This is a genomic window from Nocardioides sp. YIM B13467, assembly GCF_042788075.1.
In the GTDB taxonomy this organism is placed as follows: Bacteria; Actinomycetota; Actinomycetes; order Propionibacteriales; family Nocardioidaceae; genus Nocardioides.
Genome location: NZ_JBHZPJ010000046.1, coordinates 296,459 through 309,070 on the forward strand (window position 1 = coordinate 296,459; position 12,612 = coordinate 309,070).

Consider the following 12,612-nt stretch of genomic DNA (forward strand, 5'->3'; position numbering starts at 1 on the left):
TCAGTTGAGGCCGTTTCAGCTGAGAATGGCCAGCTGCTGGGTCGCTCGCGTCATCGCGACGTAGCGGTCCACGGCACCCTCGATCCCGGTCCCGTACGTCTCTGGGTCGATGAGGACGACCAGGTCGAACTCGAGCCCCTTGGCGTGCACGGGGCTCAACCGGCGTACGCGGCCTTCGTTCTGATCCGCTGAGTTGGCGGCGATGACACAGGCGACCCCCTCCTCGTTCTCGGCGAGCCAGGTGTCCAGGATCACGTCGAGATCCGCGACGGGGCCGTGGACGACCGGGATGCCGGAGGCGCGGATCGACGTGGGCACGTTGGCGTCGGGGAGCGCTGCCCGGATGACCGGCTCGGCCTCGGTCATCACCTCCTCGGGCGTGCGGTAGTTGATGCTCAGGCCGGCCATCTCGATCCGGTCCAGACCGACGCGCTCGAGCCGCTCCTGCCACGACTCGGTGAACCCGTGCCGCGCCTGGGCGCGGTCGCCGACGATCGTGAAGCTGCGCGATGGGCAGCGACTGATCAGCATCTGCCACTCGGCGTCGGTCAGCTCCTGCGCCTCGTCGACGACGATGTGCGCGAACGGGCCGGCGTACGGGTCTAGCTCCTCCGGTTCTCGCACCGAGTCGTCGAGGAGGGCGGTGCGCAGGTCCTGGCCGCGCAGCATCGACATCACCTTCATGTCGGAGTCGTCGTGGCTGATCAGGTCCGAGACGACCTCGGCCTTTGCCTTCCGGTCGGCGGCCGCCGCTGCCTTCTGGGCGCTCCGGCGCCGCGAGGCGTCGGGGTCGCCGAGCCGGCGGTGGGCGGCGTCGAGCAGCGGCAGGTCCGCCTCGGTCCAGTCCGTGGGGTCCTCGCGCTGCAGCGTCTTCACCTCCTCGGGGGTGAGCCAGGGCGCGCACATCCGCAGGAACGCGGGCACCTCCCACAGGTCGCCGACGATGTCGGCCGGTCGCAGCCGCGGCCAGACCTCGCCGAAGATGTCGAGCAGCCCGGCGTTGGTCTCCAGCGACGCGCGCAGGGCGTCGGTCGAGTCCTCGTCGACGAGCCCGTACGCGTCGAACTCGTCCTCCTCCTGGTCCTCGTCGCCCCAGTCGTCGATATCTGCGTCGTAGTCGCGGTCCGGGTCGGCGCCGGTGTTCTCCTGGATCCTCTCGGTCACGATCCTCAGCAGCGCCTCCCAGACCTGGTCGCGGGCGTCGTTGTGCGGCGTACCCGGCTCGGCCGCGGCGATCGCCTCGGCCCAGTCGCCGGTGCTGATCACCGCGTCGCCGTAGGGGGTCTCGACCAGAGTCGGCTTCGACGGAGGCTTCTCGTAGAGCGCCACCGCCGGCTCGATCGCCGCGACCATCCGGGCGTCGGCCTTGAGCCGGGCGACCTCAGCGTCCGTCTCGGGCACCAGCGAGGCACCCTCGGGCACCATCCGACGCAGCGTGGTGGTGCGTACGCCCTCCTCGCCCAAGCTCGGCAGCACGTCCGCGACATAGGAGAGGTAGGGCTCGTGCGGTCCCACGAACAGCACCCCGCCCTTGCCCTCGCCCAGGCGCGGGTCGGAGTAGAGGAGGTACGCCGTGCGGTGCAGCGCCACCACGGTCTTGCCCGTCCCCGGGCCGCCGTCGACGACCAGGGCACCCCGCGAGGACGCTCGGACGATCGCGTCCTGGTCGGCCTGGATGGTGCCGAGCACGTCGCGCATCCGCGGCGAGCGGCTGCTGCCGAGCGTGGCGATGAAGGCCGACTGGTCATCGAGGGCGGCATGGCCCTCGAGCCCCTCGGCGGTGAACACCTCGTCCCAGTAGTCGGTGATCCGACCGTTGGTCCAGCGGTAGCGGCGCCGGCTCAGCAGCCCGCGAGGGTCGGCGTGCGTGGCCGCGAAGAACGGCTCCGCCGCAGGCGAGCGCCAGTCGACCAGCAGCCGTCGCCCGTCGCTGGCGGTCAGCCCGAGCCGGCCGATGTAGATGGTGCTGCCCGAGTCGGTGACGATCCGCCCCAGGCACAGGTCCAGGCTGAACCTGCGAAGCATCCTCAGCTGTCCACCGATCCGGTGCACCTCCAGATCGCGGTCCATCGCCTCCTGCCCGTGCCCGCCCGGGCGGCGGCGTACGTCGTCCAGCCGTTCGTTCAGCTCAGAGATCTGCTCCTCGAGGCTCTTCGCGATGGCAGCGAAGTGCTGCTCGTCCTCGGCGATCAATGCCGGGTCCGCCTTGGCGTCGTGACGACCCGCGAGATCGAATGCTTGCAACGTTGAATCCCCTGTCTGATCAGGCACTTTACCTGTTCGAGGAGGAGATTCTGCCCCAATCCGGGGGTCTTGCGGCAAGCCCCTATATGCGCTATAAAGTTGTTAGTGGAAGGGAGACATTCCCTTCCTTTCTTGGTTTTCGAGCAGATACGAAGGACCCCCGGAAGCAGGTGCTCCCGGGGGTCCTTCGTGTGTGGTGCTACTGCGCGTCGCGCTCCTGAGCGGCGAGGGCGCGGGCGACCTCGTCACGTCCCTCGCGGACGTACCGCTTGGCGGCGGGCTCGGCGGGGGAGGTCTCCAGCCACTTGTCGGCCTTCTCCAGGAGCTCGGGGGAGGCAGCCGGCTTGGGGAAGATGAACTCCAGCACCGTCGAGGCGCGGTGGGTGCCGAGGTGCTCCCAGAGGGTGTCGGCGGCCTCGAAGTAGCGGTCGATGTAGGGCGCCAGCACCTCGTCCTGCCCGGCCCGCTGGAACGAGAGCACGATCGAGCGCGCGGTCTCGTTGGCCACGTCGGTGCGGACGACGACCGACTCCCAGGCGGCTTCCTTGGCCTCGGCGGTCGGCTGCGCGGCGCGGGCGGCGGCCGCCTTCTCCTGGCCGGAGATGGTGTTGTCGCGCTCGAGCTCGGCGGCGATCTCGGCCTCACCGAAGGTGCCCGAGGCGGCCAGTCCGGTGACGAGCGCCCAGCGCAGGTCCTGGTCGATGTCGAGACCGTCGAAGGCCAGGTCGCCGGAGAGCAGACCCTTGAGGTCGGCGATCGCGGCCTCGGAGCGGGCTGCGGCGGCGTACGTCCGGGCGAAGGTCAGCTGGTGGTCGCTGCTCGGTGCGGCGGCCGCCAGCAGCTCCCGGAGACCGGTCTCCCAGCGCGCCTTGAGGGCGTCGCGGTTGGCCGGGGCCGAGAACGAGCCCACCGCTTGGGCGGCGAAGACCGGGATCCGGGTGACGCCCCAGGCGTCGGTCTCCTGGCCGATGTTGGCGAGCACGAGCTCGACGAAGTCGCTCGCCCGCATCTCCGCGTCGCGGGTCATGTCCCAGGTCGCACCCCAGATCAGCGCGCGCGAGAGGGAGTCGTCCAGCGCGGACAGCGACGACAGCGCGGTGGCCAGCGAGCGCTCGTCGAGCCGGATCTTGGCGTACGTCAGGTCGCCCTCGTTCAGCAGCAGCAGGTCGGGCTGCTTGACGCCCTCGAGCTGGGGAACCGAGGTCAGCTCGCCGGTGACGTCGATCTCGAACGCGTCGCGGCGCACGAGCGAGCCGTCGATCAGGTCGTAGAGACCGAGGCCGATGCGGTGGCGACGCAGGGTCGGGTAGTCGGCAGCGGCGCTCTGGCGGACAGCGAAGGTGGCGTAGGAGCCGTCCTCGGCGAGCGTGAACTCGGGCGCGAGGGTGTTGACGCCGGCGGTCTGCAGCCACTCCTGGGCCCAGCCCTGAAGCTCACGCCCGGAGGCGGCCTCGAGGTGGCGCAGCAGGTCCTTGAACTCGGAGTTCCCGTAGGCGAACTCCTTGAAGTAGGCCTTCAGCCCCTCCAGGAAGGGCTCCAGCCCGACCCACGCCACCAGCTGCTTCAGGACCGAGGCGCCCTTGGCGTAGGTGATCATGTCGAAGTTGACCTCGACGGCCTGCAGGTCGTAGTTGTCCGCGGCGATCGGGTGCGTCGTGGGCAGCTGGTCCTGGCGGTAGCCGGTCTGCTTGCGCGCGTTGGTGAAGCCGGTCCAGGCGTCGGTGAACTCGGTCGCGTTGGCCTGGGCGTGGTAGCAGGCCCACTCGGCGAAGGACTCGTTGAGCCAGAGGTCGTCCCACCACTTCATGGTGACCAGGTCGCCGAACCACATGTGCGCCATCTCGTGCAGGATCACCGAGGCGCGGAAGTCGTAGAAGGAGCGCGGCTGCTTGGAGCGCGGCAGGTATTCGTCGCGCAGCGTCACGGCGCCGGCGTTCTCCATCGCGCCCATGTTGTACTCGGGCACGTAGAGCTGGTCGTACTTCCCGAAGGGGTAGGGGAAGTCGAAGGCGTCCTCGAAGAACTCGAAGCCCTGCTTGGTGATCTTCACGACCTCGTCACGGTCGAGGTGGGGGACCAGCGACTGGCGGCAGTAGTGACCCAGCGGGATGGTGCCGAACTTGCCCTCGTAGACGTCCTGGACCTCGTGGTACTCACCGGCGATCAGCGCGGTGATGTAGGTCGACATCTTCTTGGTGGGCTCGAAGTCCCAGGTCGCACGGCCGTCGCCGAGCGGCTTCGGCTCGGGTGTGACCGCGTTGGAGACGACCTTCCAGCCCTCGGGAGCGGTCACGTGGAAGGTGAAGACGGACTTGAGGTCGGGCTGCTCGAAGGTGGTGTAGACGCGGCGCGCGTCGGGGACCTCGAACTGGGAGTAGAGGTAGACGCGGTCGTCGGCGGGGTCGACGAAGCGGTGCAGCCCCTCGCCGGTGTGGGAGTAGGCGCAGTCGGCCTTGACGATCAGCACGTTCTCGGCCTCGAGGCCGTCGAGTTGGATCCGGGAGTCCTGGTACGCCACCGCGGGGTCGAGCGCCACGCCGTTGAGCGTGATCTCGTGGACGGTCGCGCCGACCAGATCGGCGAAGGTCGAGGCGCCGGCCTCGGTGGAGGTGAAGGTGATCGTCGTCGTCGAACCGAAGGTCTCAGCACCCGTGGTGAGGTCGAGATCGATGTCGTACGAGAGGACGTCGAGTAGCGCGGCCCTAGCGGTGGCTTCGGCGCGCGTGAGATTGGTTCCAGGCATGCCTGGATCCTCTCATTCTGCTCGGATTTCGAGACATTTATATCGCCGTTGTTGCCCGTTCTTGGGAGTCGCTGAGCGTGGAAAGTAAAAATACAGTGTTGTAATTCCGACACACCGGTATCAATGGTTGACAACTTTCTCTAGGGTGCTCATGTGCCCCTCAAGTCACAGAAACACCAGTATTCACAGGAGTCGCGCCGGGTGGGGAAGCCTGGCGGGGCGCTGCGCCGGGCTTTGGTCACCGGCGCGGTTCTGCTGCTCGTCGGCCTCGGTGTGCAAGTCATCCCCAAGTTGGCATCACCGGCGCACGCGGGCTCGATCACGCTCTGCTCCGGCTTCTCGGACTGCCGCAGCAAGGGCTACTCCACCGGCGGCTACGAGAGTGCGTGGGGGAGCATGTACTGGCGGATGTACGCCGGTCGGAACTGCACCAACTACGTCGCGTACAAGCTGATCCAGACCGGCCTGCCGAACGCTCGCCCCTGGTCGGGCGAGGGCAACGCCACCAACTGGGGCGTCGCGCTGAGCAGGCTGACGAACCGGACGCCGACCGTCGGCTCGGTCGCCTGGTGGCACTCCTCGCACCCGAGCGCGAGCCGCTTCGGGCACGTCGCGATGGTCGAGAAGGTCGGCGCGGACACCATCACGATCTCGGAGTCGAACTACGGCAGCGACATCAGCTGGCGCCGGATCGGCAAGGACTCGGTGAACTACCCGACCGGGTTCATCCACATCAACGACAAGGGGACACCGTCGACGAAACGCCTCTCGGTCACCAAGCGGCCCACGGTCGAGGGCACCGCACAGGTCGGCAAGGCGGTCACCGTCAACACCGGCTCGTGGAGCCCGAACCCGAACAAGATCCGCTACCAGTGGATCGTCGACAAGAAGCCGATCCCGGGCGCGACCAACAAGACCTTCCGCATTCCCGGCCACCTCGCCGGCAAGCAGATCGCGGCGGTGCTCACCGGCACCCGCCGGGACTACAGCGAGGCCAGGACGATGAGCGAGATCCTGCCCCCGATCAAGCAGGGCACGTTCAAGGTCCTGGCGCAGCCGAAGATCACCGGCACCCAGAAGGTCGGCTCGACGATCTCCGTCGGTGGGGCGGACTACGAGCCGTCGGCCAAGATCGGCGAGGTCAGGTGGTACGCCGACAAGCAGCTGATCACGCGCACCAAGTCCCGCTTCCTGAAGGTGCCCGCAACGGCCTCCGGGAAGAGGATCGGCGCGGTCGTCGTCGGTGTCCAGGAGGGCTACCGCCCGAAGAACTCGTACGCCTTCGCCGACACGCTCGTCGGCGGTGGCAAGGCTCCGCAGCAACCGGCGGAGCCGCCGAGCGGCGGCGAGCTGTCGCAGACCGAGGCCGGCTTCGTGAAGGGCGGCACTCGTCTCGGCGGCCTGATGCAGGTCGACCCGGGCAGCTTCAGCGAGGCAGTCGACCTCTCCTACCAGTGGACGCGTGAAGGCGCGCCGATCTCCGGTGCCACGACGGAGAAGTACCGTCCGACTGATGCCGACGTCGGCCACCGTCTCAGCGTCACCGTGGTCGCCCACTCCAGCAGCGGCCAGACGCTGACCAAGACGTACGGCCCCAGCGGCCGGGTCCGCGTCAAGCCGAGCGTCAAGGTCACCGCGACCGGCGGCTCCCGGGAGGCGAAGGTGGCCGTCCAGGTCACCGCGCCGGGCTACCTGCCCACCGGGACGGTCAAGATCACGACCAACGGCGGACGTACGGTCACCAAGACGCTCAGTGGTGGCGCGGCCGGTGTCACCTTCGTCAAGCTCCCCGCGGGCGAGTACGCCGTCACCGCCGCCTACAGCGGCGACGAGGTCGCCTACTGGGCCAGCGGGGGTGACTTCACCACCGTCAACTGACGGCCGGAACAGATCCGTGGCGGGGGTGGTTCAGTGTCATATGACACAGACCTCCCCCGCTGCGCCGTCCGAGAAGGCCTCCGAGAAGACCGCCGCCGACTTCTGGTTCGACCCCGCCTGTCCGTTCGCCTGGATCACCTCGCGCTGGATCCTCGAGGTCGAGAAGGTGCGTGACGTCGAGGTGACCTGGCACATCATGAGCCTGGCGTACCTGAACCAGGACAAGGACATCCCCGAGGACTACCGGAAGATGCTCGCGACCGCCTGGGGCCCGGTGCGGGTCTGCATGGCGGTGCAGAACGAGTACGGCCAGGAGAAGCTCGCCGAGATCTACACGGCGCTCGGCACCCGACGCCACGTGGAGAAGAAGGACTTCACCCGCGAGGTCATCGAGGACGCGCTGGCCTCGGTCGAGCTGCCCGTCGAGCTCGCCGACGCGATGGACGACTCCTCGTTCGACGAGGACATCGCCAAGTCCCACCACGAGGGCATGGACCAGGTCGGCAACGACGTCGGCACCCCGACGATCGCGATGAACGGCTCGGCCTTCTTCGGCCCGGTCATCTCCAAGGCGCCCAAGGGCGAGGAGGCCGGCAAGCTCTGGGACGGATTCCAGCTGATCACCGCCTACCCCTACGTCTACGAGCTCAAGCGCGCCCGGGTCCACGACCTCGACTTCAGCTGAGTCCTGCCCAGGAGGAATTTGGCGGTGACGCCGAGGTCATCCAGTCGTACGTTGGCTGGGTGACTACTAAAGACGAGGCAGGAATTCTCTCGAGGGCGCTGGACCAGACCGGCGACCTGCTCGATCGGGTGCACGCCGAGACCGTCTCGCGGCCGACGCCGTGCCGGCAGTGGGACGTCGGCACGCTGGCCGACCACGTGATCGCGGACAGCGCCAACTTCGTCACGATGCTTCGTGGCGGTGAGCCCGACTGGGGCGCGCCCGCGCCGCACGTCAGCGAGAGCTGGGGACCGACGTTCAAGGTCGGCGCCGACGACGTCCTCCACGCCTGGGACCAGGGTCCGGGCACCGACGGCTGGGAGGGCGGCGCGTCGGTGCCGGTCGGCCTGCTCGTCGCCGAGTACGCCACCCACTCCTGGGACCTCGCGCAGGCGCTCGACGTCCCGACCTCCGAGCTCGACCCGGAGCTGGCCGAGGTGGGGCTGGCCTTCATGAAGGCGACCCTGAAGCCGGAGATGCGCACCGGTGCGTTCGACGCCGAGGTGGCGGCACCCGAGGGTGCTGGGGCGTACGAGCGGCTGGCTGCTTTCGCCGGACGGCAGGTCTCCTGAGATCATGGTCGTGTGGTTGACCAGATGGGAGTGTTCGCGCTGCAGCGGGCACTGACGCAGGCAGCAGAGCTTCTCGACACCGTCACGGCGGACGACCTGACCCGGCCGACGCCGTGCCCCGAGTGGGACCTGCGCAAGCTGGCCAACCACATGATCGCCCAGCCACGCGTCTTCGTGACGATGCTCCAGGGCTCGCCGCCGGGATGGGACGGGCGTGAGGACTACGCGGTCAACCTGGGCGAGGAGCTCCGCACCAGGGGCAACGCGCTGATCAACCTGTGGCGCGAGGTCGGCCCCGACGACATGGTGATGATCGACCCCGACTGGCAGTCCGCCGAGATCGCGGTCCACACCTGGGACCTGTGCGCGGCGCTCGGCCGCCCGACCGACGGCCTCGACGAGGCAGTCGCGCAACGGGCGGTCGTCGCGATGGACCGCATCCTTGGGCCGGAGCGCAAGGGGCGGGCCTTCGCCAACGCGCTCTCGGCGCCGGACGGGTCGGGTGCCTATGAGCACCTGGCTGCGTACGCCGGACGGCCGGTGCCGTTCGAGCCGGCCACGTCGCACTAGTCACAGACGCCTCAAACGACACACCGAACACATGCGTTTGCGGCATGTCGGGCTGTTGGTTCTCCAAAATCAAGGGTATGGCCAGCTTCCCCCGCGTCATCACCATGACCTTGACCGCTGTCGTTGTCGGCGCGTCGATGCTCGTGCCTGCGATCGGTTCGGCGATCGATCCGGCGGCCGCCCAGGACAGCCAGCTGATCAAGCTGCCTCGTCTCGAGGACGGCATCGCCACCCGTGACGTGAAGCTGCCCCCGCGGCTGACCGAGCGGTCCTCCGCCGCGGCCTCGACGGAGAAGCTGCGTACGACCACCTTCTCGATGGTCGGGGTCTCCTGGACCGGCGCGGAGACGCCCCAGGTCGAGGTGCGGGTGAGCAAGTCGGACCGGTGGCGCGAGTGGCAGACGCTGCCGCTGCAGCAGGACCTGCCCGACGGCGCCGAAGGGGACGTCGCCGCGCGCGGCAAGGTCGAGCGCCGCGGCACCCAGCCGGTGTGGACCGGCCGGGCCAGCGGCATCCAGGTGCGGGTCGAGGGGGCGCAGCCCAAGGACCTGAAGCTGACCCTGATCAACACCGGGCCGCAGGAGGACGTCAAGGCTCCGAAGAAGGAGGCCGACGACCTGGGCTACGGAAGTGCGTCCAACGGCAGTTCCGCCAACGGCCGGGTCGCGCGGTCGCGACCGAAGTGGGCGCCGAAGCCGACGATCTTCACCCGGTCGCAGTGGGGTGCCAACAACTCCTGGCGCAACGGCCGCCCGGAGTACAACAGCTCGCTCAAGCAGGTCCACATCCACCACACCGCCACGAGCAACAACTACTCCAAGGGCGACGTGCCGGGGATCATCCGCGGCATCTACAGCTATCACACCAGGTCGCTGGGGTGGTTCGACATCGCCTACAACTTCCTCATCGACAAGTACGGCCGCGCCTGGGAGGGCCGCTCCGGCGGCATCGACCGGCTCGTCAAGGGCGCGCACACGCGTGGCTTCAACCACCAGTCGATGGGCATCGCTCTGATCGGCAACTTCGAGAACGTACGTCCCTCCGACGACGCCCTCATCAAGACCGAGCGGATGGCGGCCTGGAAGCTCGACATGGCCGGTCGCGACGAGCGCGGAACGCTCGAGACGATCTCGCAGGGGAGCGACCGGTTCCCGGCTGGCCGGCGGGTGAAGGTCTGGGTCATCGACGGCCACTTCCACACCAACGAGACCTCCTGCCCGGGTGCTCAGCTCGCCAAGTGGCTGCCGTGGATCCGGAAGTACGCCTACCAGCGGGACCAGATGTTCAACCCGTGACCGGGTTGCCGGTGTCGATATAAAACGAGTGGCTTCCTCTCCCTAGGATGGGGCCATGAGCAATGTTCTGTCCGCAGTCGCCTGGCCGTACGCCAACGGCCCGCGCCACATCGGCCACGTGGCCGGGTTCGGCGTGCCCTCCGACGTCTTCAGTCGGTACATGCGGATGGCGGGCCACGACGTGCTCATGGTCTCCGGCTCCGACGAGCACGGCACCCCGATCCTGATCGCCGCCGACGAGGCCGGCGTGACGCCCCAGGAGCTCGTCGACAAGAACCACCGGATCATCGTCGAGGACCTGGTCTCGCTCGGTCTGACGTACGACCTGTTCACCCGTACCACCTCGGCCAACCACCACACGGTGGTGCAGGACCTGTTCCTCGGGGTCTACGGGAACGGCTACTTCATCGAGCAGACCTCGAAGGGCGCGATCTCGCCGTCGACCGGGCGGACGCTGCCGGACCGCTACATCGAGGGCACCTGCCCGATCTGTGGCGCCGACGGCGCGCGCGGTGACCAGTGCGACAACTGCGGCAACCAGCTCGACCCTGACCAGTTGATCAACCCGGTGTCCAAGATCAACGGTGAGACGCCGGAGTTCGTCGAGACTCAGCACTTCTTCCTGGACCTGCCGGCGCTGGCGGACGCGCTGCACGCCTACCTCGACGAGCGTGAGCAGACCGGTCTGTGGCGTCCCAACGTGATCCGGTTCTCGCAGAACATCCTCAAGGAGATCCGCCCGCGTGCGATGACCCGCGACATCGACTGGGGCATCCGGGTTCCGCTCGACGGCTGGCGGGACAACCCGACCAAGCGGATGTACGTCTGGTTCGACGCCGTCATCGGCTACCTGTCCGCCTCGATCGAGTGGGCCCGGCGCGCGGGTGACCCCGAGGCCTGGCGTCGCTGGTGGAACGACCCCGAGGCGTTGACCTACTACTTCATGGGCAAGGACAACATCGTCTTCCACGCCCAGATCTGGCCGGCGGAGCTGCTGGCCTACGGGGGGCGTGGTGCGAAGGGCGGCGAGCCCGGGCCGTACGGCGATCTCAACCTGCCTACCGAGGTCGTCTCCTCGGAGTACTTGACGATGGAGGGCAAGAAGTTCTCCTCTTCCAAGAAGATCGTGATCTACGTGCGCGACCTCCTCTCGCGCTACCAGCCCGACGCGTTCCGCTACTTCGTGGCTGCCGCCGGCCCCGAGTCGAACGACTCCGACTTCACCTGGGCGGAGTTCGTGCGGCGTACGAACGACGAGCTCGTCGCCGGCTGGGGCAACCTGGTCAACCGCACCGCCACCCTGATCGCGAAGAACTTCGGCGAGCTGCCCGCCGCCGGCACCCTGACCGAGGCGGACCAGGCGATCCTGGACACCGTCGGCGCCGCGTTCGGCACGGTGGGCGACCTGATCGGCCGTCACCGGCAGAAGCAGGCGATCGGCGAGGCGATGCGTGCGGTCGGCGACGTCAACAAGTACGTCACCGACCTCGAGCCGTGGAAGCTGGCCAAGGCTCCCGAGGACCGCGAGCGCCTCGGCACCGTGCTGCACGTGATGGCGCAGTGCGTTGCCGACCTCAACCTGATCCTGTCCCCGTTCCTGCCGTTCTCCGCCAACGAGATCGACAAGGCGCTCGGCGGCAAGGGTGAGGTCGCCCCGATGCCCCGCATCGAGGAGGTCGAGGACCTCGACGACGGCAAGCCCTACCCGATCATCACCGGCGACTACTCGGGTGCGCCCACCTGGGAGCGCCACGACATCGTCGTCGGCACCCCGGTCGCCAAGCCCACCCCGGTCTTCCAGAAGCTGGACACCGCGATCATCGACGAGGAGCTCGACCGCCTGGGCATCAAGCCGGAGTAGCGGCTGCGGTAATCGGTTGGATCGAGCCCGGCATGGCTGGGACGATTCGGCGCATGATCGCACTGCTCGGCGACGACCGGGGACACCGTAGCCATCAGGAGCTCAACGCGCTTCGGCCGCAGCTGGCTGAGCTCGGGGTCGAGACGGAGTGGGTGCCGACCGACTCCGGGTTCGACGTCACGGCCTACGACGGGGTCTGGCTGGTTCCCGGGTCGCCCTACGCCTCCGATGCCGCGGTCGTCGACGCTCTCACCGTGGTGCGGGAGCGGGAGATCCCGTTCCTCGGGGTGTGCGGCGGGATGCAGTACGCGGTGCTCGAGTGGACCCGCAACGTACTCGGATCCGCGGCGACCCACGCCGAGTCCGACGGTGCGGGAGACGACAACGCCGTGGCCGCGCTGGCCTGCTCGCTCTACGGCGAGGAGCGGCTGGTGACCCCGGTCCCCGGCACCCGTTTCGCGGGCTGGCAGCCGGAGCCGTTCGTCGGCCTGCACTTCTGCAACTACGCGCCCACAGCCGAGGCCGTGGCAACGCTGGAGAAGATCGGTGTCGTCGTCGGCGCCACCGCTGACGACGCCGGAGCGGAGGTCCTGGAGTTCCCGGACCACCCCTTCTACGTCACCAGCATGTTCCAGCCCCACATCGGCGCGCTCGCCGGCGCCCCCGTCCATCCGCTCGTGCGCGCGTTCATAGGGGCCGCTGGTCGACGGAACGACTGAGTTCGT

General features: G+C 68.4%; 9 protein-coding genes. 7 read left to right on the forward strand and 2 right to left on the reverse strand.

Annotated elements, in window-relative coordinates:
- Positions 1-15: 15 nt before the first annotated feature.
- Entirely contained in the window at positions 16-2,244 is a 2,229-nt protein-coding gene (gene helR, locus ACFX43_RS08745; RefSeq protein WP_378819527.1) for an RNA polymerase recycling motor ATPase HelR, read from the reverse strand.
- 199 nt (positions 2,245-2,443) lie between these two features.
- A complete protein-coding gene (gene pepN / locus ACFX43_RS08750) occupies positions 2,444-4,987 on the reverse strand; it encodes an aminopeptidase N (protein WP_378819530.1) in 2,544 nt (847 codons plus the stop codon).
- A 201-nt stretch (positions 4,988-5,188) separates the two neighbouring features.
- Between pepN and ACFX43_RS08755 the strand changes: the two genes are divergently transcribed.
- From ACFX43_RS08755 to ACFX43_RS08785, 7 genes are all read left to right on the forward strand, one after another.
- Positions 5,189-6,865 (forward strand): CHAP domain-containing protein, encoded by a 1,677-nt coding sequence (locus ACFX43_RS08755; protein WP_378819533.1) that lies wholly within the window; start codon positions 5,189-5,191, stop codon positions 6,863-6,865.
- Between the two features lie 40 nt (positions 6,866-6,905).
- Positions 6,906-7,550, forward strand: a complete 645-nt coding sequence (locus tag ACFX43_RS08760; protein ID WP_378819535.1) for a DsbA family protein — start codon at positions 6,906-6,908, stop codon at positions 7,548-7,550.
- 59 nt (positions 7,551-7,609) lie between these two features.
- A complete protein-coding gene (locus ACFX43_RS08765; protein WP_378819538.1) occupies positions 7,610-8,161 on the forward strand; it encodes a TIGR03086 family metal-binding protein in 552 nt (183 codons plus the stop codon).
- Between the two features lie 12 nt (positions 8,162-8,173).
- On the forward strand, positions 8,174-8,731 hold the full coding sequence (locus tag ACFX43_RS08770) for a maleylpyruvate isomerase family mycothiol-dependent enzyme (protein WP_378819541.1): 558 nt from the start codon (positions 8,174-8,176) through the stop codon (positions 8,729-8,731).
- A gap of 77 nt (positions 8,732-8,808) precedes the next feature.
- Positions 8,809-10,026 (forward strand): peptidoglycan recognition protein, encoded by a 1,218-nt coding sequence (locus ACFX43_RS08775; protein WP_378819542.1) that lies wholly within the window; start codon positions 8,809-8,811, stop codon positions 10,024-10,026.
- 55 nt (positions 10,027-10,081) lie between these two features.
- The gene (gene metG / locus ACFX43_RS08780; RefSeq protein ID WP_378819544.1) at positions 10,082-11,887 is read left to right on the forward strand and encodes a methionine--tRNA ligase; all 1,806 of its coding nucleotides are present in this window, start codon (positions 10,082-10,084) and stop codon (positions 11,885-11,887) included.
- 53 nt (positions 11,888-11,940) lie between these two features.
- Positions 11,941-12,606, forward strand: a complete 666-nt coding sequence (locus ACFX43_RS08785) for a CTP synthase (protein ID WP_378819547.1) — start codon at positions 11,941-11,943, stop codon at positions 12,604-12,606.
- Positions 12,607-12,612 lie beyond the last annotated feature (6 nt).